The sequence below is a fragment of the Saonia flava genome, assembly GCF_011927795.1.
Classification (GTDB): domain Bacteria; phylum Bacteroidota; class Bacteroidia; order Flavobacteriales; family Flavobacteriaceae; genus Saonia; species Saonia flava.
Genome location: NZ_JAATJJ010000001.1, coordinates 1,780,009 through 1,802,129, shown reverse-complemented (window position 1 = coordinate 1,802,129; position 22,121 = coordinate 1,780,009). Strand labels below are relative to the sequence as shown.

Genomic DNA, 22,121 nt, shown 5'->3' with positions numbered 1-22,121 from the left:
ACAAAATTTTGGAATGAAGAACATTAATATGAAGAAGTATTACCTAGTCGTTTTAACAGCCTTTTTCCTTACATCTTGTGCAACATATAAATCCAAGTACAAGGATTTGGCGCAAATGAATGAGGTAAAGGTAAACAAAGAGGTTTCCCATACGTTCTATTTAATTGGGGATGCAGGTTTGTCCCCATTAAATGATATGAATCCCGTTTTAAAGGCTTTTAAAGAACAACTTTTGGAAGCTAAAGAAAATAGTACGGCTATTTTTTTAGGGGACAATATTTATCCAGCAGGTTTTCCAGATAAAAAGAAATATCCCGATGAAAACTTAGCTGCCAAAAACAGTTTGGATGGTCAGCTAAAAGCTTTGGAAGGATTCAAGGGAAATTCACTTTTTGTTCCTGGCAACCATGACTGGTATAGTGAGGGATTAAAAGGTTTGGAGCGTGAACAGGAGTATATTGAGAAAAAACTGGACAGTAAGAATGTATTTTCTCCTAGAAATGGGTGTCCAATTGAGAAGATTGATGTTAATGAGAATGTTGTAATTATAGCAATTGATACAGAATGGTATCTAGCCAATTGGGATAAGCACCCAAACATAAATGATGACTGTGAAATAAAGGATAGGGAAAAGTTTTTTGAAGAACTGGAAGGCCTTATCAAAAAAAATGCGGATAAGACCACTATAATGGCTTTGCACCACCCCATGTTTAGTTATGGAGAACATGGAGGCCAATTCTCATGGAGACAACAGTTTTACTTAGGTCATAGTAAGATTCCGTTGCCCATAATTGGAACGTTTGGTAATTTATTACGAAAAACGTCTGGGGCTACAATTGAAGATTTAACGAACAAAAAGTATAAAGAGCTTAGAAGGCGTTTGGTGACATTGGCACAATACTCGGAAAAAGTAATTTTTGTGTCTGGTCATGAACATACCTTACAATACATTGTAGAAGATAATACGCCACAGATTATCAGTGGTTCTGGGTCTAAAAATGGAGCAACCAAACTTATAAATGGCAGTCAATTTTCAACAGGAAGTAACGGTTATACTGTTTTAGAAGTGCATAAAGATGGTTCTTCACGAGTTAAATTTTTTGGTCTTTCGCAAGAAGATAAAGAAGAGCATCTATTTTCAACCGAAGTATTGCCATCTACCAGCCAAAAAGATTTTGGGGAATATAGAACTACTTTTCCAGCAAGTGTATCCTCTTCCATTTATTCTGAGGATGAGGTTGATAAAAGTGGTTTTTTTAAATCGGTATGGGGAGAACGATATCGTAAATATTATGCTACAAAAGTGACAGCTCCAACAGTCCAATTAGATACTTTGTATGGAGGTTTAACCCCAGTGCGCAAGGGCGGAGGACATCAATCCAAATCCTTGCGTTTAACAGATAAAAATGGCAAACAATATGTAATGCGCGCGTTGCGAAAAAGTGCCGAACTGTATTTACAGGCCATGGCTTTTAAAGAACAATACATTGTTGGGGATTTTGATAATACAGAAACAGAAAGCTTGTTGTTAGATTTTTATACGGGTTCCCATCCCTATGCTCCCTTTACAATTAGCGAATTGTCCAATGCTGTTGATTTGTACCATACCAACCCCGTTTTATATTATGTTCCCAAACAGGCAGTTTTAGAAAAGTTTAATCAAGATTTTGGGGATGAGCTTTATATGATTGAGGAGCATGTTTCTGATGGACATAATGATTTGGAAAGTTTTGGAAGAACAAAAAAGATTGAAAGTACGGATGATTTAATTAAAAGGCTTCGAAAAGATGAGAAATACACAGTAGACAAAACAACGTATTTGCGAGCCCGTCTTTTTGATATGATGATTGGCGATTGGGATAGGCATACAGACCAATGGCGATGGGCGAGGTTTAAAAATGAAAATGGGAATTATGTTTATAAACCTATTCCCAGAGATAGGGACCAGGTTTTTTCTATTATGGGAGATGGAGCTTTCATGGGTTTTGCCACAAGGGCAATTCCAGGATTGCGCCTTATGGAAGGCTTTTCAGAGGAAATAAGGAGTGTTAAAGGGTTTAATTCTTCTCCAAAAACATTTGCTTTGGATATGGCACTTCTGCCAGAAACAGATATAAGTTTGTGGGAAGAACAGGTTGCTTTTATTCAAAAAAACATTACTCCCAAAGTAATTGATGCTGCTTTTGAGAAGTTTCCCGAAGAAGTAAGAGATGAAACAGTGGCAGACATTAAAAAAATCTTATTGGCAAGGAAGAGTAACTTATTAGAAACGGCTAAAGAGTATTATAAAATATTGAACACCTACAGTATTGTAACAGGTACGGACAAGGATGATTATTTTGAGATTATTTCAATTCCAAATGGAAATAAGAAGGTCACTGTTTTTAGAATAAAAAACGGGGAAAAAGGAGAAGTTATCTTTAGTAAGATTTATGACAAAGAAAATACGAAGGAAATCTGGGCTTATGGCTTAGATGATGATGATGTTTTTAATGTGATAAGTGATGATGGCTCTATTAAAGTTCGACTTATAGGTGGGCAGAACAATGATGTATATAAAGTTAAAAAGGGAAAAGGTATCCATATTTATGATCACAAGTCCAAGAAGAATACTTTTGACCAAGTTGTAAAAGCAAAAATTCACAGGACAGATGATTATGAAACCAATACATATCAGTTTGACAAAGTAAGGAATAGCACCAATCAATTTATTCCTTTAATTGGTTCCAATCCAGATGACGGGCTTAAGATTGGTCTAACAGACATTTATACCCATAATGCCTTTAGGCAAAACCCATTTACACAACAACATACCTTTAATGCCTCTTATTATTTTGCAACCAATGGTTTCGACTTTGGTTACAAAGGAGAGTTTTCCAATATCTTAGAAAATTGGAATTTAGAACTGGCAGCAAAAATTACCAGTTCCAATTTTAGCGTTAATTTCTTTGGTTTAGGCAATGAAACAGAAAATTTGGATGATGATTTAGGAATGGATTACAATCGTGTAAAAACTGAAACAAAAAAAATAGCTCCGTCATTGGTTTGGCGAGGAGATTTGGGAGCTAAGTTTAGAATGGGAGTTTCTTATGAAGATATAGAAGTGGAGGAGACTACAGATAGGTTTGTAAATACGTTCTACGTAGCCAATGGAGAAGAAAATAGAAAGCAGTTTTGGGGTGTAGACGCTGAATATAATTATGAAAATAGGGATAATGATGCATTTCCTACTATGGGTATGGAAACATCATTGCACCTTGGGTATAAATATAGCGCTAGTGGTACAGAACGTGGATATGGATATATTATTCCAAGCCTTGGTTTTAATCATAAATTACTAGCTAACGGTAGATTGGTCTTGGCAACCAAATTTAAAGTACATTTTAATCTAGGAGACGGGTTCGAATTTTACCAAGGGGCAAGCATTGGAGGGAACAATGGTTTAAGAGGTTTTAGGTTTCAGCGATTTACGGGAAAAAAAGCGTATTATCAAAATACAGATATTAGATACAGTTTTAGTGAAATAAGAACAGGAGTATTGCCTGTTTCTTTTGGAATGTATGGCGGTTTTGATTATGGTAGAGTTTGGTTGCCCTCCGAAGATTCGGATAAATGGCATACATCCTATGGAGGAGGACTGTTTTTAAATGCTTTGGAGATGTTGACAGCTAGAATTTCTTATTTCGAGAGCTCGGATGGTCCTCGTTTTTCATTTGGAGTCGGTTTCGGGTTTTAATTTATTTCAATTTATAGAAATATAGATTTCTCCCAGTAGGGCCTTTTTTTTCGTCCGAAAGTAAAAGGGTATTGTTGTCTTTGAAACAAACTGATTCCAATTGATTAGAAGTCTCTAAATCTATCATCTCCATTTTTCCTTTGGTAAAATCTGGAAAAGTAAAATCAGAGAAAATCCAAAGTTTTCCATAACTCAAAATAGCTATTTTTTTGCCATTGGAAGAAATGTCCGCTGAGGTAACTTGACAATTTTTCCAGTCCAAACAGGGAACAAAAGAACTTATAAACTCGGCTTTATAGCTTCCAGGGGAAGCAGGAATCTTATAGATCAATGCCTTCCCATCAAAAGGCTTCGTCCGGTTTTTTGTAATTATATACAACGAATCATTTTGGTGGAAAAAAGCTTCGGTGTCATAGTACATTTTAAAATCTTTGGGCGGAAATTCTTTTTGTTCAGGGTAGTTGAATTTTATCTTCTCTGCCTTAATTTTTTTTCCTTTCTCCTTTTCTGGATTAGGAATTTTATAAATAACCAAATCTTTTCTATCGTTCTGGTTGTTTCCAAAATCACCTATATAAATGTTTCCTTCCTTGTCTTTGGTGAGATCTTCCCAATCATGGTTTTTGGCATTGGAGACCTTTAGTTTTTTTTTAATCTTACCCTCAAAATTAACGTTGTAGATTTCATCCAAATTGCCATTGTCTTCAATCAACCATACATTTTCTTTAGTGTAATAAACAAGCCCTGAGTTTTCCTCTAATTTCTTTGGAAGGTCTGTTATATGGCTAAGTTGGCCATAGTTGGAACAACTCGTTAAAAAACCTAGTAATAGGATTCCAAAATATTTAGCCATATTAATCTTTTAAGGGCATATAAATTTCTGCTTTCCAATTTAGTTCATCACCCCCAAAGTTAGGGTTGTTATAAAAGACTTCCACAGGATTTGCTTCAATTTCTATCTTATTTTTTTTAGCATGGTCCAATAGGGCATACCATGCCCTATCCGAAGTGATATAGTTGCCATTGTAAACCGCCTTCAACGCTTTTTTACCTGTAAATTGCTTGTATTTAATTTCTTCATGGATGGGCAAACTATCAGATTTTATTATTGGAAAGCAAAAATTGTAAGCAATACTATCCGTTTGTATATCCCAGTTGGTTACTTCAACAAAAGGAGTGCCATTCAATTTCACTTTTTTTTCTGCAAGAGTATTACTTAAAAAAGGGTAATTGATCATCATTCCATTTGCTTTTTCATATTGTGTTCCTTTCAAAGAAATGTAAGCGCAATAAGTAGATTTCACCTCGTACTGCCCTACAATTTTTACTTTGAATTTAGAGATATGTTCTTTTAGTTTTTCATTGAAATCTATTAAAGTTTTTTTGGTATTTTTTTCAAAATCAGTATCAAAAAATGGAATTGCAATTTTATTTTTAAGGCTATGCTGTCTGTCTGTGACATATACTCTCACCTTGGAAAGGGAGTCACTTATGGGCTCAATATCCCAATCATAAATGTGGACGGAATCCCCAAACTTTAATTGCTGTCTTAGTTGGTTCAAGTTCTTTTGCTCAACATTAGCAATGGTATTCATGGTTTTGTCCCAAATTTTTATTGTTTGGTTTATGGTGCCTGGAAAGGTTTTTGCCTTAAAAGTTACTAGATAATCATAAGGTTTTATAAAAAGATACCATACTAAACCCACTAGGAGGCATGCTCCAAGAATCAATACAATTTTTTTCTTCATTTAATTTGAGGCTAAGGTGGCTTCTTTTGTCATATTAAGGTTTTCAACTACGAATTTTCCAAGGTCTCTACCTTGCTTAAGACCTATCTCAATGGCCATTCGGTAATGAATACCTCCGTACATTCTGCTAATGGCTGCTTCGCTGGAAGCATTGTTGAATGAGGTGAATTTCCTAACAGGAAGTCCATAAGGGATTTCCGTATCATCATCAAAAGCAAAATTATCACCAAAAATTGATGTCAAGGCTGTGGCTGCTGCGCCAGAAACAACACTGTGTCCACTGGTATATTCTGGAAAAGGAGGGGTTTGGAGTACGGGCTCCCAATTTTCATCAATATATTGATTGATCAATGTTTCTGGCCTAATAAGATTACTACGGTATTTTTCGTCCCAACAACTTATAAAGCCATCTGCAATGGCAAGTGATGTTTTTGTATAAGCGTAGACGGTTTTGTCAAAGTCTGAGTTGGTTTTTCTTGTGGCAATTTTGGTAATGCCTATCCAATGTGCTCCTGGAGTTATTTTTTTGGTAGCAAACATAAGATGCCCCCTGGTTACAGAGACATAGGGATTACAATCCCAAAATTGAGCAATGGCCACTTCCTCAGAGGTGTCGCCCTTAGCAGTAATTTCATTGCTTATATCATACACTTCTTTTACTTCCTTGTAAAATGCCGAACCTTCTTCCATTGAAAAAGGAGGGGGTGGAGCTGGTATAAATTGATTGGCAGAATCTATTACAAAGGGACGAATTTTATTCCAGTGTGGTTCAATGCCATCCATATAAGCTGGTGGTGTGGGTTGCCATCTAGACGAATCGTCCGTATCCACAGTAAATTTAGGCATGGTGCGGGTCTGTTTATAATTATCTTTATCCATCCAGGCGGCAATATGTTGGGCAACTTCTAATCCATATTCTTTGGACGCATTGAACATGGGTGCATTTTTTGCCTCCCAAACAGTATAAAGACTATCGCGATGCATTTCAAACATGTGTTCTGAAAAAATGAGCTTCTGACTTAAGTTCATATGGGCCACAAGAGCCGCTAATTGATAGTTGATGGGTTTTGTTTCATTAGGTTTTGGAATAGCCGTTAAACCTGGTACTTGTCCCTCCAAAGAAATATATTCATCATTTTGTAGGGCTATAATTTCAAAGGCTGCAATATTGGGATAGGCAAAAATTCTACTGGAAACAGGTGGGGAGAAAATATCATGAATCATGATTTGTGTTACCTTGTCCACAGAAGAGTGATATTCTTCAGGGGATATCACAATAGGCTCTTCTTTTTTTTCACTACAGGAAACGAATATGATACCCATCACCATTAATAATCCAAATTTTAGTTTCATAGTTCTTAGAATTAATTTTATTTTAATAGTTTGTATACTTGCGCCTTATCATTGTTTAGAGTAACTAATAGATAGTTCGTATTTTTTAGTGTAATTACATTTAAATGCCGTACTGATTTTTGGGCCAACTCTAATCCTAATGTATTGCCCAAAACCATATTCTTTTCGTCATATATAAGAGCTCCGGGGAAAGAATCGAATCTTCCATGAAAGGGTTTTACACCAAAATAATTCCCTGCCACTAGGACTTCTTCTTTTCCATCCCCATTAAAATCATGGGAAACAAAAGACGTAATAGGTGCAATTTGTAGTTTTGCTTTAAAAGGAACAAATGTGAATTTACCTTTTTCGTTTTTTAAATAGCCGGATTGCAAGGTGTGGACAGTTTTTATTTCAGCTTTTGAGATTTCTTCTTTGCCTAAAATCTCATCAATATTTTTACCGGCAAAATCCTTATAGCTTGTAAATTTCTTGCGTAAACTTACCATTTGTCCACCTAGACCTTCAAGACCTTCTAGAGGATAATATTCACCATCTTTTTCTATTGAAGTAATGGTTTCTGTTTGTCCATTTTTATCAAAATCTCCAAAGAACAATTTCATAGGGGATTTTTCAGATGCTTTAAATTTTGAGTTGGTTCCCCAATTTCCTAAAAGATAATCCGTATCACCATCCCCATCAATATCAAAAGGGTATATACTTTGCCAAAGACCATTTAAATCTTCATTTAAAATAGTTGCTTCTGTAAGCTCACCATTATTGTTTAGATAAAATTTGGGAGCCATCCATTCCCCAACCACAATAAGGTCTTTTGCGCCATCTTCATTAAAATCGTCCCATATGGCATCAGTAACCATTCCAGAATTTTGAATAGAAGATTTTTTTACCACTGAGAAACTTCCTTTGCTATTTTCTAGTAGGTAAGATGTAGGATTGGCTCCAAATTTGGTTGTTATAGCCTGATTGCCTATAAATACATCTAAATCCCCGTCTTTATCATAATCACATGCTTTTACAACAGATGCATTTTCAAAATAATCTGGAAGTTCCGCAGCATTGTAAATTGAGTCCTTTCCGGTATAATAACTATCCAATAAGGGCTTCATTTTGTTATAAAAATCTCCACCTCCTGAGCCTAAAAAAATATCGTTCATAGCATCACCATTGAAATCTGCAATAATAGCTGAAACATCCTCTTTAATGGAATCATTTCTTATTTCAGGGAAGATTTTTTCTACGAAGGAAGAATCAGTTTGCACATAAATTTTTGAAGGAATGTATTTGGAACCTCCAAAGAAAATATCTTCTTTCCCATCATTATTTAGGTCTCCCATTGCCATTGCCGGCCCTCTATCCGAAATTTGGTAGGGAATTAGCTTTTCCCTGTTAAAATCGACATATTTGTCTTCCTTGTGAATAAAATCCAACCCTAGATTTCCTTCTACTTTTTGGAACAAAGGTTCAATTTTAGGCTTCAGTGAGTTAAAATTAAACTTCTTTGTATTTTTTGGAGTAATGGCCAAAGTTTGATTAACAGTAACATCTTTTAGTATTTGATACGTTTTGTTTGGCCAAACAATTTTGAGGGAGTCTACTTTTTCTGTTTTTCCATATCCAAAATGAATAATGGGTTCAGAGGAAGATTGAAATCCTCTTACAGTATAGAGCTCTTTAAATTGTAGATTGCCTTGGTGATAAGAATATACTTTTGTACCTATTCCATATTGATTCTTATCAGAAAACTTAAACTTCAGCTTTAAATAATTGGCATCTTCATTTGTTTTGTTGATGTACAATGTGGCTGGGCTGTTAATGTTATTGGTTACTAGGTCCAAATCGCCATCATTGTCCAGATCTCCCATTGCGGTTGACCCAGAAATAAGAGTGTCAGGCACTATCCATTTGCTTGATACATCATCAAACGAAAGACTTTTATTTCCTTTGAACACATAGTTGTGTACCGCCCCAGAAGGCATCATATCCAGAGCCTGTTGGTCTACCAATTTGGTGTTGTTTATTTTATTCTTGATTTGGTCATTGGAAGTAAAGTTGATAAAATCCAAATCATTGGGTCGTTTTGGGATTCCGTTGGAAATGAATATATCTTGCTCGCCATCTTGGTCGTAATCGGCAAATAAAGCGCTCCAACTCCAGTCCGTTGCAGCTACACCACTCATTAATGCAGTTTCCATATATTCACCATTGGGCTGGTTCACATAGAGCATATTTCTGGTAAACTGATAGTGATACCCATAACGTTCTGTTCGCAGCTTTTGGGTTTGGATGTTGTCATCACCCTCTGAGGATTTTAATACTTTCTCATCTTCAGGAAGCATATCCAAAGAAATAATATCTGGCAAACCATCATGATTGATATCTGCCACATCGTTTCCCATAGAGAACCGGGAGGTATGCCCAAAATATTGTTTTAGACTTTCTGAAAAAGTACCATCACCATTGTTCAAATAATAGTAATCGTCTTCATGAAAATCATTTCCCACATAAATATCTGGATACCCATCTTGGTTAAAATCTGAAACAGCAATTCCCAACCCATATCCGTTTATACCGCCATAGATACCAGCCTCTTCACTTACTTCGGTGAATTTCCCTTCATCGTTGCGAAGTAGTTTGTCACCTGTTTGGAAGTTTCTTTTTAAACGTAAGTCCGCACGTCCAAAAGATTCTTGGGTATGAACGGCATGGTTAAGTAGGTATATATCTAAATCACCATCCAAATCATAATCCAAAAAAGCCGCATTGGAACTATAAGAGTCAAAATCCAATCCAAATTGGGCTGCGCTTTCTGTAAAAGTTGCATCACCATTATTTATGTATAATTCATTGTAACCATTAAACCCATTAATGCCCACAACGGCACAAACGTAAATGTCCAAAAGTCCATCACCATTTACATCTCCCATAACAGCACCTGTATTCCATGTGCTATTTCCCGTAATACCAGCCTTTTCGGAGACATCTTCAAACTTTAAACCCCCTTTATTGATGTAAAGCTTGTTCTTTACTTGGTTTCCAGAAAAGAAAATATCGGGAAGTTCATCATTATTAATATCACCAATGGCAACTCCACCGCCATTATAGAAATATAAATAATCCAATATGTTTAAATCATCGGTTTCCGTTAATGTGTTTGTAAAAGAAATTCCAGTTTCTTCAGGAGCGGGATTTTTGAACAATCCACCCCCTTTTTTACAGCCAATCAATAATGTAAAAACCGATATGTAAAAAAGAATCTTATTCATCAAGTGCGAAAATCTTTGGTTCATTATCATTAATAGCTGCAATTAAATAGGCATTGCCATTTTTATCCTTAAATTGTTTTAGGTGCTTTACTTCTTCTCTCGCAAAAAAGCCACTGGTATTGTAATCTTGCCATTCAAAACCCAATTTGCCATCTCCCAACAATACGTTTCCATAGTTGGCATCCAATCTGGAATATTGTGGTTTAAATTCAAAATTATTGCCCGCCATAATAATATCCAGATTACCATCATTATTAACATCAGTACAGCTAATACCACAAACACATGATAATTGAACTCTACTTGGAAGTTTTTTAATTGTGAATTTCCCTCCTCCTTCATTTATGGCTATTACAGATTCTGATGTACCAGCTTCTTTCACAATGGAATTGTCAAAAATGTCCTTTGGAAACAATTCCCCAATCGTTTTTTTGGCATATTCTGATGCCTTTAAGTTTTGCTTCTTGAGCGCTACCATTTGTGTTGTTAATTCTTTTTTCTGATGCAATGGATAATCCTTACCATCAAAATTTTGGGTCATAATCTGTTCAATGGTGCCGTTGTTGTCAAAATCGTTCACCCACATTTTCATTGGATTTTCCACAGTGGGTTTATAGTGTAAATTGTTTCCTTGATTGCCCAAAACCAAATCATTGTCGCCATCTCCGTCCAAATCGGCAGCTTCAACAACATTCCACCATCCCGTAAGACTATCCAAGGTTGAAGATAATTTGCTTAATCTTCTTCCGGAATTTTTATATATGTTGGGGGTGCCCCATTCAGATACTGTAACCAAATCTTTTTTGTTATCCCCATCCATATCTTCCCAAATAGCATTGGTAATCATTCCCGCACCTTTAAGGTCGTAAGCCAAACGTTCCGTGGCGTCAACAAAAGTACCATCTCCATTATTTTCCAAAAATAAATGGTCTGGATTAACACCATAAGTCCCAACTACACTTCGTGAACCAATGAAAACATCTATGTCCCCATCATTATCAAAATCGCTGGGAGCAATAGTGGATATATTTTTAAAGGTAGATGGAAGACTTGTTTCTGATTTACTGAATTTTCCCCGCCCGTTATTTAGATAAAGTCGAGCCCTGTATGTTGCTTCTTCACCAACTTGATTACCACCAGAACCAACCATTAAATCTTGGTCGCCATCACCATCTACATCAAGAAATGCAGCAGCGGTATCTTCAAAAGAAGCGTCAGTGTCCAAACCACTATTTTGTATTGCGGTAAGCTGTCCATTTCCATTATGGGAATAAACAATCCCAGATTGGTTTTTGGCACCACCAATATAAACGTCTTCATTGCCATCTCCATTCACATCCGCTATAGCCAGTGCCGGCCCTTCTTGTGAAAGTTGTTTGTGAATAAGGCCCTCATAGTCAAAATCATTATAATTGTTCTCTTTATGGGCGATTAGGCCTTTTTGTGGAAGCTCATTCATCAAAGTTTTAATGGTTTCTTTTTTGGGGATGAGGTATTTTTCAGTGGCATCGGAGTGTTTAATGGTTAAAAACTGATTAGCATCTATGTTAGTCAATTTTTGTGTTTGGTCATCTGGCCATATCACCCTAATGGAATCAATTTTCTTTGTTTTACCCAAGCCGATGGTCATTACATAGTCCATTGAAGATTGAAACCCTCTTGAAGGCATCAATTCTTGAAGAACTATATTGTCCTTGTAATACATCTTGACCGAAGTGCCAATGGCAAATTTGTTTTTTTGTGTACCGTCAAACTTGAGTTTAATATAATTGTTATTGGTCAATTTTTCAGCATTGTTTTGGTAAACAAAAGATTCCATATTTACATTGTTCACTACTAAGTCCAAATCACCATCGTTGTCCAAATCACCATAGGCAGCTCCATTGGAAAGACTTGGAATTCCCAATCCCCAATTGTTGGCTTCATTACTAAATGTGATGTCCCCTTTATTGTGATATGCGTAGTTGGGTTGCGGTGCAACGGGCATTTTATTTATAATAGAATCAATAGACTCTTTCTTACCTGTCAATGCCATTTTTTGAATGATTTCGTTGGCGAAAAAGTCAACAAAATCCAAATCGGTCAAATCATGATTTACGCCATTTGTAATATAAATATCCCTAAGGCCGTCATTGTCCATATCAAAAAGCAACCCGGCCCAACTCCAATCTGTAGCGGCAACCCCACTGTAATATCCAATTTCTGAAAAAGTGCCATTACCATTATTTAATTGCAATGTATTTTGAATATACTGTTGATAGAAATCTTTGCTTTGTTTTAGTTTAAAGACATTGTAACCTTCGAACTCCATGACGGATTTAACACGTTGGTCTGGCTCGGGAAGCATGTCTGTGATAAATATATCTGCATTCCCGTCATTATTAATATCAGATATATCCACTCCCATTGCTGAAAGACATAAATGAGAGGTCCAATTTTTTATATCTTCTTTAAACGTTCCGTCTTGGTTGTTTATGTAAAGATAATCTCGCTCATAAAAATCATTTGAAACATAGATATCTGGGTATAAGTCTCCATTGATATCGGTGACCATAACACCAAGTCCAAAGCCAATGAGACTTCCATAAATCCCGGCCTTTTCACTAACATCTACAAATTTTCCATTATCGTTTCGTAAGAGCATGTCTCCAACCCCTTTAAAAATATCGGGAACACCTTCCCAATCCTGTGCCCTTACTTCTCTCTGTTCTGCATAGCCTAAACTGCTTACCGGAATATTGCTGTTATTAAGAATATAGGCATCCAAATCGCCATCTTTATCATAATCAAAGAAAGAGGCATGTGTAGAAAAACCTGTTTTGGCAAGATTGTATTCTTCGGCTTTTTCGGTAAAAGTTAAATCCCCGTTATTAATGTACAAATCATTGTCATGGTTGTTTCCTTTCATGTTACCAGCATTGCTTACATAGATATCCAATAGCCCATCTTGATTAATGTCTACCATTATCACGCCCGTGGACCATGGTTTGTTTCCCTCTACACCTGCAGATTCCGAAATATCATCAAATTTAAAATCACCCTTGTTTAAATATAGTTTGTTGGGCTCCATATTGCCTGTAAGATAAATGTCTGGCAAACCATCATTATTTATGTCACCAATGGCTACACCTCCTCCATTATAAAAATTACGATATTTAAATATGTTGAAGTTTTTTTGATTCTCAACTTTGTTCACAAAATCTACTCCTGTTTTTTCTGATGAAAGCAGGGAAAAAAGTGTTTGAGACTCTTTCGAAGCAATTTCTTTTTCCTCTTCATTGGAATTACAAGAAGTAAAAAGAATACTTGTGGATATTAGGGTAAATATTATTTTGTTAAGTTTCAATTTCATAGCGTTATTCTACATTTTTGGCCAAAAAAACAGGCTTTCCATTATTAATGGAAACGACGAAATGGTTTTTGTCTTTTATTTTTATTTCTTTCATATTTCTAGCGGGCCCAGAAATGTTAAACTTTTGATTTTGCGCCCAATAAAAACTGTTATTCCCATCATTGAGCAAAATTAGTCCATGAGACGCATCCATTCTTCCTAATTGGGTATTTACTTCATAATTGTTGCCCACAATCAATACATCTTTAAGTCCATCATTGTTAAAGTCGGCTGCAATCATGTCCTGAATAGGAAATGATTGAGCAATAATGGGAAGTTCTTTTTTGGTAAAATTCCCTTTTCCATCATTTTCAAAGTAGCAACTTTTTAATTCATAGACATATTTTTTGTCTGCCGATCTTAATTTTTCTTCTGAGAACAAATCCTTTATACTTGCTTTGGCAAAATCTTTATAAGAGAGAAATTTTTTATTTAGAATGGGCATTTGTTTGGCCAATTCGTCTTTCGATGCGAAGGATGTCTCTTTATCCTTATAGTAATAGGTAACCAATGGGTCTACGGTTCCATTGTCATCAAAATCCTGGTTGTATAGGGTCATAGGTTTTTCCAGCGAAGATGATAATTTACTATTTGCACCCCAATTTCCGACAATAAGATCTATGTCTCCGTCGGCATCAAAGTCCTCACATATTATCTTGTTCCACCAACCGTGTGAGCTTTCCAGGCCATTTTTTGTGTAGGGTAAAAATTCTTTGTCCTTGCCAAGAAAAATTGAAATAGGCATCCAATGGCCAACGGCGATAATGTCCTTCTTTCCATCTTCGTCTATGTCTGAAAACATGAAATCCTTTACATTTCCAATATTTTGGAAAGATGGTGAAACATCTTTCGTTACATCTGTAAAAATACCATCACCATTATTGGCCAATAGATATTGTTTGGGTGTTTTTCCAAATTGTTGTGGAATTTGATCCGAAGTAATAATAAGATCAATGTTTCCATCCTCATCAAAATCCGCCGCGCTTACTTTTGAGGCATTTATTTCCAAACCTTTGAATTGAACTGAATCTTTTTCAAATCTACCATCAGTATTGATATAAAGTCTTGGCTGTAGTTTGTCTGATCCTCTAAATTCGTTGCCTCCACTTACAACAATTAAGTCCATATCTTTATCTCCGTCCGCATCAAAAAAAGCATGGGAAACATCTTCGCTCATCGCATCTTCTCTAAATACTTCTTCTTGCTGATTTGTAAATTCCCCATTTGTATTCTGCACAAACAGAACAGAAGGATATTTTTTTGAACCACTGATAAAAAAATCATCCAGTTCATCATTGTTTATATCTGCAACAGAAATATCCGGTCCTTCATTGGTATTTGCAAAAGGAACCAAAGGGTCACGGCTAAATTCAACGGATTCATATTCTCGATGTCTAAAATTGACTAAACTATCCACATTTACTAAAAAGGATTCATTTGGTGAAGTATTGTTTTTATAATAATTTCCAGAAGCATTTTTAGCCTCCACTATCAATTTTTGATTGGTTTTCACATCAACCAGCTTTTCAAAGGTTCCTCCGGGCCAAATAACGGTTAAGGAATCAATGATGGAGTCCTTGCCAATTCCCAAATGCATGTTGTTGGAGACAGCGGATAAATATCCTCTTGAGGTGTAGTTTTCCTGAGCGATGGTTCTCCCTCTAATATGTGCTATTATTTTGGCGCCGATACCAAATGTGTTTTTGGCACTTTCATCAAATTCTAATTGTAAATAGTGATTGTCATTCTTTTGGTTCGAGGTATTTTCTAAAATATAGGCCTCATCATTTACATTACTTATCACCAAGTCCAAATCCCCATCATTGTCCAAATCGGCATAGGCACTACCATTACTAAAAGAATTCTCTTTGTGAACCCAATCATCAGTTACATTGCTAAAGGTGAGGTCTCCATTGTTTTTAAAAAAGTAATTCGGCACTTTCTTTTCGGGAATTTCTGAAATGAACTTCATGTCTTCATTGGTCATGCCTTGATCTATTCTTTTTTGAATATTATCATGGGCTATAAAATTGATGAAATCCATATCATTTGTAGCACCTTTTATTCCGTTGGAAACAAAAACATCTTTATTGCCGTCATTGTCAAAATCTGCCAAAAGAGCACTCCATGACCATTCTGTTGCTGCAATACCGCTTAAACTTCCAATTTCGCTAAAATTTGTATTGCCCAAGTTAAGATGTAGGCTGTTTTGCATGTATTGCGGTGCATAACCGTTCTTTAAATAATTCTGATAAATGGGATAAGAATACTCCAAACCAGATGTCTTGTAGGTTTCAAGATTCTCAGGCAGCATGTCCATGGAAATAATATCGGTCAACCCATCATTGTTTATGTCGGCAATATCATTGCCCATAGAATAATGGGAAGTGTGACCCAGACTTCTTTCGTCTATAGAAATGATTTCTTTGAACGTGCCATTCTTTTGATTAACGTAGAGATAATCATTTTCAAAAAAATCATTACCTACATATATATCTGGGTAGCCATCATTGTTTACATCACTGACACTTAAACCCAATCCATATCCTATTTTTCCTTGAAATATTCCTGCTTGGGAACTTACATCTACGTATTTTCCATCTACATTTTTGTATAATCTATCACCGGACAAGGCCTCAGCCATATGCCGTTGTGAACCTTTTCCGTAGGTTCTATTGGGGTGTGTAGAGTGGTTCATTAGGTACATGTCCAAATCTCCATCCAAATCATAGTCAAAAAAGGAAGCTTGTGTGGAAAACCCAGAAAAGTCCAAACCATAATACTTGGCATTCTCTTTAAAAACAGGGATTCCATCTTTATTAATACCCTGGTTTATATACAGTAGGTTTTGCCCTTTTAGATTTTTATAGTTGCCAACCTTACAGATATAAATATCCAATAGTCCATCATTGTTAATATCTGTATAAGTAACGCCTGTGGTCCAATCACCTGAATTTTCAATATTTGCTGAGGTAGTAATATCTTTAAATTTAAAATTTCCTTCGTTTAAATACAGTTTGTCTGCCCCTTGGTTGGATGTAAAGTATATGTCAGTAAATCCATCATTGTTAAAATCGGCTGTGGCTACACCTGCACCATTATAGTAATACAAATAGGTAAGTATATTAAGTTCGGGAGAATCCTTAAGGCTATTTTTAAAAGTGATGTTAGTGATTGATGAAGGGACTTTTTTAAAGAGTGTGTCCTTGTCATTTTCAGTGCACGCACATAGGGCAAAGCACAGCACCAAAAACCCTAAAAACCTGTTCATAACCTTCTTAGAAATAGCGTGGGGCAAGATAAGTAAACTTTGAGAAAGAGAATATTAATGAAAGATTAATAAGGATAAGAAAGAGTTAATAGGAACTTGCGAAAACGTTTTTTGTTAACTAATAAAAGATTTTTTAAGGATTTATTAGTTTGCCGCCCCTATTTTAACCAATAATCCAATATATTTAGAAACTGAAAATTAACCAAATAAACTAACATGTTAGGAATACTATCTTTTTTAGGCTTTACTATATTAGTAGCGGTCATTGCCTATATGGCAACAAGAAAAACCAATGAAAAATCTTCGGACGGCTACTTCTTGGGAGGAAGAAGTCTCACAGCAGGAGTAATTGCAGGATCTTTGTTGTTGACTAATCTTTCAACAGAACAAATTGTAGGCCTTAACGGTAGTGCCTATACGGACGGATTGTCTGTTATGGCTTGGGAAACCTTGGCGGCCATTGCTATGGTTGTTGCAGCCGTATTTCTATTGCCAAGATATTTAAAAGGAGGATTGACAACCGTTCCACAATTTTTGGCTGAAAGATTTGATGTTACTACAAAGACAATTACCTCGGGACTCTTTTTAACTGGTTATGTTGTAGTATTGTTGCCGGTAATTCTTTATTCTGGATCTGTTGCTATAAGTGGTATGTTCAATGTGCCGGAGCTTTTAGGAGTTTCAGATAAAACGGCATTGATAGTGTGTATATGGGGAATAGGAATAATAGGTTCCATATATGCCGTTTTTGGTGGATTAAAAGCTGTTGCTGTTTCTGATAGTATCAATGCGATTGGTCTTATGATTGGTGGGGTCCTTATTCCTATTTTTGGTTTAATGGCCATTGGGGATGGAAACATTTTTACAGGCTTGGATACATTGATGTCCGCTAATCCAGAAAGGTTTGATTCTACAGGAAACCATGGGCAAGAAGTTCCATTTGCTACCATCTTCACAGGTATGATGTTGGTACAATTATTTTATTGGGGTACCAATCAGCAGATTATTCAAAGAGCTTTGGGGGCCAAAAACTTGGCCGAAGGCCAAAAAGGATTGTTATTGGCTTCATTTCTAAAGATTTTGGGACCGTTAATTTTGGTATTGCCAGGGATGATTGCTTACCATTATTTTGACGGTGGCTTGGCATCCAGTGACCTTGCCTATCCAGAATTGGTAAGGGAAGTATTGCCAAAACCAATGGTTGGTTTTTTTGCAGCAGTACTTTTTGGAGCAATTCTTAGTTCATTTAATAGTGTATTGAACAGTTCTGTTACTTTATTTGGTATAGATATCTATAAGCAACATATTAATAAGAATGCATCGGAGTCCACAGTAGTTAAATACGGAAAAATATTTGGTGTTTGCTTGGCCTTGGCAGCCATGTTTATTGCGCCTTTAATTGCCAATGCAGGAAGTTTGTTCAATTATTTACAAGAAATAAACGGAATCTATAGTATTCCAATCTTGACAATTATTGTTGTGGGATATTTAACGAAGAAAGTACCTGCCATTGCGGCAAAAATAGGAATTTTATCGGGGTCAATATTATACATTATCAGCCAATTTATTGTTGGGCCCAATAGGGTTGAGAAAGCTTTGGAGGCGGCAAAATCTTCTGGAATTACTGACCCAGCCGCATTAAAATTGGTAGAAGCGGATGCCTATCCACACTATTTGCATATAATGGCTATTTTGTTTGCTTTGAATATTATAATAATGTTGATAATTGGAAAAATTTGGCCTAGAAAAGAACCTTTTGAACTGGAATACACAAAACAGGTTTCCATTGAACCTTATAAATATGTAAAACAGGTGGGGATAGCAGTTTGTGTTATCGTGATAGGGATTTATATATACTTTGCTAAGTAAAAACAAAAAAAGGCTCTTTTTAAAGAGCCTTTTTTATTAAAATCTTTCTTAGTATGTGTCTTTTATCCAATTATACGGTTTTCTATTGATCCACATGCCCCTGGTGAAATCTGGAAAATCTTGTGGTTCTCCATTGTTTTCTATGGAAACTTCAGATAGAGGAGTAATGGCACTCCATGCAGCGGCATCATAAGCATCCAAAGGAGGGGTAATATTTTGTTTTGCAGACTCTACAAAAGCATTAATAACAAAAAAATCCATTCCTCCATGTCCTGCTCCTGTAGCATATTCCCCATATTTTTGCCATAAAGGATGGTCGTATTTTTTTAGCCACTCATCAGCATTGTCCCATCTGTGTGGTTCAGACTTTCCTTCAATATATATTCTGTTGCCATCTACTTCCCAAAGTCCATTTGCACCCTGTACCCTAAAACCTAAAGAATAGGGTCTTGGAAGGTTTACATCATGGGTAATGATAATGGTTTCTCCATTAGTGGTTTCAACAGTAGTGGTGATAACATCGCCTTGTTTAAAATTGACTTTCGCATTGGGATGATTTGTTCCCCCATTTTCAACAATGTAATTATGTAATCCAATACTTTTTGATGCCGAGGAAGTCAAGGATGAGAACCTATTTCCTCTATTAATGTCGCACATGGCCGCAATAGGCCCCACACCATGGGTGGGGTACACATCCGCATTTCTTAAAACAGAATGTTGGGTACGCCATTTGGATTCGGAGATTCCTTTTTCTCCAAACTCAACACCTTTTCCATAGGGAGTTATGCCATCATTTAATTTTACGCCTCTTAGGTCGTGTTGATACCCACATCTAAAATGTACCAATTCTCCAAATACATTTTGCCGAACCATATTCAACACAGCCATTACATCGCGCCTGTAATTTACATTTTCTAGAATCATGAGATGAGAGCCTGTGGCCTCATGGGTATTTACTAAATCCCAGCATTCTTCCATGGTATTGGAGGCGGATACTTCTACACCGGTATATTTGCCAGCCTTCATGCTGTCAACGGACATTCTGGTGTGCCATAGCCATGGAGTGGCAATAATAATGGCATCTACCTCCTTTAAATCCAATAAATCCAGATAGTGCAATTTGTGGTCACCAAAAACCACGGGTTTTGGATTGTTGGCTTCAGCACAATGTTTAAGGGCTATTTCAATTCGTTTTGGGTCAATATCACAAATGGCTGTAATGAGCACATCATCTCTTTTAAGAAGATTGTTCAAATGATTGGTGCCACGTAGGCCCACACCAATAAGTCCGACCTTTAATTTTTCATCTGTTTTATCTTGCCCATTGGCCAAAATTAGGTTGGGCAGTATAGAGACTGCACTGGCAGCCACCGATGTTTTTTTTATAAAGGTTCTGCGAGATTTCATATGCTTATTGGGTTTGATTATAAATTTACCAAATTAGTTTGGGATAGTTTTCTTTTAAGTATTCCCGCACATTTTCAATATCTTGTTTTGATGTAAGGTCGATTACGTGCTCGGCAATTGGAATAATTTTGGTTGATTGGGCGTGGTCCTGAATCATATTGAGCAATGCTGTTGGCAATTCCTTTTCATTTCTTTCTGGATGTACGGGGCAATTTTTTAAGTAAGGGTAGAACATGGTTCCACTAAACTTAAAAATGTTCATACTTACCCGTAATTTTCCATTTTTGTCTTTATATTTTGGAACTTCTTCAATGGTTGGTTTTTCAATAATATCCACCATATAATTAGCATCATCCATTTTTATTAAGGCAAAACGAGCAATACGCTCTTCAGGATATTCCAAAGTATCTCTATCATAGCCTAATAGTGCATTGGTTGAGGTTGTGTTTTTAAGCAAACTTAAGGCTTCAACAGAATATAAATTATCACTATTGCAAACAGTGAAAGTTTGGGATTGTAATTCAGGAAATTGTTCCAATGTTTGAAAAACAGCATCAGCCGTTCCAAATGGTTTTGCACGGCCTATAGGAATATATTGTCTAGCAAAAGAAATGGACAATCCATGGAATTCATTGCCTTTAATTCCTGAACCGTATACCTCCTGAAAATGAGTGTCGTTTTCGCCAATAATGATAAAAATATTGGTATACCCCGCTTTTTTGGCATTGTTCAATAAGTAGTGCAGAAAAGGAAGCCCTTCTTCCCCAACACCAATAAGACCTTTACTTTTATTATTGGCCTGTTCTATGTCTTTTTGACTTAGATTTGGGTTGTTGGCCTCTTTTTTCATTCTTGAGGAAGCCCCACCAGCCAATATAATTAAGTTATTGTGCATTCTTTTGTTTTATGATTTTTACACCTTTCGAAACAGAAACTGGATATGCTTTTTCCGCACCTGATTTTTTTAAGGCATTGATTATTTTTTCTTGATTGTTTGGAGCAAGAACTACAATGGAGCCACCACCACCGGACCCAACTATTTTTGCTCCTAGGGCTCCTACATTTAATGCGGTATCAATCATTCTATCTATTTTGGGCACGGTAATTTTAAGGACCTCTTTTAATATGGTATGATGTGCGTTCATAAGCTCGCCAATAGTGGTAAGGTTTATATTATCTTTTTTGAATTCTAAAAGAGCTTTTTGGGTAATCATATGATTATGGACTGCAGCATAAAAATAGGGCCGTATTTCCCCTGAAAGATGTGAGGCATATTGCTCATATTCATTTTCTGATATGGTTTTAACATTAAATTTGGGAAACTTATTTTTTAAAATTGCAATGCCTTTTAAGGCAAGTGTTTTTCTATCTGCCAAAAGTCCAAGTGTATCCTTTGGAATACCAGATTCTCCAACAACGAGTCCGTCAAGGTGTGTTCCAATGGTCTCATAAATGGATTTTTTATCTGTTTCCAAATAGATAATATTTCCCAGCCCAATACTGTACTGGTCCATTTTCCCACCGGGATTTCCAAGTTCTGCAACCTCAGCTTCATAGGCAATTTTAGCAATAAGTTCTTGAGTAATGGATTGGTTGGTCCCAAAAGTTTGCACCAAAAAATTCACCCATGCCACTACCAATGCGGAGGAACTGGATAGCCCGGCATTCATGGGAATACTACCTTTAACCTCAATATTATACCCCGTGGTAGGAATACAACCATATCTTTTTAATACCCTAATGGCAAGTATTAGAAAATCGTCATGGGAGATATTATGATGGGTGTCCCGAATATCAATTTTTCTAGTTGTATTTAAATCAAGAAAATTAAGAAGAAAGAAATCCGAATTATTTTTGGTTGCAGATAGGGTTATATATTTATCAATGGCACAGGCAATGATAGGAAGCCCTAAATAATCTTGATGGTCTCCAAACAAGCAAACTCTTCCAGGGGCTTTTGAGACTATCATCTTTTTTATTGACCTTTTTAAGGAAGTTTAATTTGAGTTAAATGTAAAATGTTTTCCAAATTTAAAATTATTTCACTTTTGTTGTTACTGATAGGCTAATGATTTTATCTAGG

Annotated in this window: 11 protein-coding genes; 2 read left to right on the top strand and 9 right to left on the bottom strand. The window is 36.1% G+C overall.

The window, feature by feature from the left end:
* Positions 1 to 13: 13 nt before the first annotated feature.
* Positions 14 to 3,736: a metallophosphoesterase gene (locus GGR42_RS07835; RefSeq protein ID WP_245201413.1), complete on the top strand. Its 3,723-nt coding sequence runs from the start codon at positions 14 to 16 to the stop codon at positions 3,734 to 3,736.
* Position 3,737: 1 nt separating this feature from the next.
* Here the strand turns inward: GGR42_RS07835 and GGR42_RS07830 are convergent, their stop codons facing one another.
* From GGR42_RS07830 to GGR42_RS07805, 6 genes are read right to left on the bottom strand one after another with little or no spacing between them, the layout of a single operon-like run.
* On the bottom strand, positions 3,738 to 4,589 hold the full coding sequence (locus tag GGR42_RS07830) for a hypothetical protein (protein WP_167962562.1): 852 nt from the start codon (positions 4,587 to 4,589) through the stop codon (positions 3,738 to 3,740).
* A 1-nt stretch (position 4,590) separates the two neighbouring features.
* Positions 4,591 to 5,484, bottom strand: a complete 894-nt coding sequence (locus tag GGR42_RS07825) for a GyrI-like domain-containing protein (RefSeq protein ID WP_167962560.1) — start codon at positions 5,482 to 5,484, stop codon at positions 4,591 to 4,593.
* Entirely contained in the window at positions 5,485 to 6,837 is a 1,353-nt protein-coding gene (locus GGR42_RS07820) for a vanadium-dependent haloperoxidase (protein ID WP_167962558.1), read from the bottom strand.
* A 17-nt stretch (positions 6,838 to 6,854) separates the two neighbouring features.
* Positions 6,855 to 10,100 carry a VCBS repeat-containing protein gene (locus GGR42_RS07815; protein ID WP_167962556.1) on the bottom strand — a complete coding sequence of 1,082 codons (3,246 nt, stop codon included), beginning with the start codon at positions 10,098 to 10,100 and terminating at the stop codon, positions 6,855 to 6,857.
* Positions 10,093 to 13,452 carry a VCBS repeat-containing protein gene (locus tag GGR42_RS07810; protein ID WP_167962554.1) on the bottom strand — a complete coding sequence of 1,120 codons (3,360 nt, stop codon included), beginning with the start codon at positions 13,450 to 13,452 and terminating at the stop codon, positions 10,093 to 10,095. The genes GGR42_RS07815 and GGR42_RS07810 overlap by 8 nt, the downstream gene beginning before the upstream one ends.
* A gap of 4 nt (positions 13,453 to 13,456) precedes the next feature.
* Positions 13,457 to 16,762, bottom strand: coding sequence for a VCBS repeat-containing protein (locus GGR42_RS07805; protein WP_167962552.1), 3,306 nt, complete (start codon positions 16,760 to 16,762; stop codon positions 13,457 to 13,459).
* A 216-nt stretch (positions 16,763 to 16,978) separates the two neighbouring features.
* Between GGR42_RS07805 and GGR42_RS07800 the strand changes: the two genes are divergently transcribed.
* The gene (locus tag GGR42_RS07800; protein ID WP_167962550.1) at positions 16,979 to 18,631 is read left to right on the top strand and encodes a solute:sodium symporter family transporter; all 1,653 of its coding nucleotides are present in this window, start codon (positions 16,979 to 16,981) and stop codon (positions 18,629 to 18,631) included.
* 48 nt (positions 18,632 to 18,679) lie between these two features.
* On the opposite strand, the gene GGR42_RS07795 is transcribed toward GGR42_RS07800, so the two are convergent.
* Genes GGR42_RS07795 through GGR42_RS07785 form a run of 3 tightly spaced genes read right to left on the bottom strand, consistent with a single transcriptional unit; the run spans position 18,680 to position 22,008 of the window.
* On the bottom strand, positions 18,680 to 20,038 hold the full coding sequence (locus GGR42_RS07795; protein ID WP_167962548.1) for a Gfo/Idh/MocA family protein: 1,359 nt from the start codon (positions 20,036 to 20,038) through the stop codon (positions 18,680 to 18,682).
* Positions 20,039 to 20,063: 25 nt separating this feature from the next.
* Entirely contained in the window at positions 20,064 to 20,933 is an 870-nt protein-coding gene (locus GGR42_RS07790; protein WP_167962546.1) for a sugar phosphate nucleotidyltransferase, read from the bottom strand.
* On the bottom strand, positions 20,923 to 22,008 hold the full coding sequence (locus tag GGR42_RS07785; protein ID WP_167962544.1) for a mevalonate kinase family protein: 1,086 nt from the start codon (positions 22,006 to 22,008) through the stop codon (positions 20,923 to 20,925). Before GGR42_RS07785 ends, GGR42_RS07790 begins: the two co-directional genes overlap by 11 nt.
* Positions 22,009 to 22,121 lie beyond the last annotated feature (113 nt).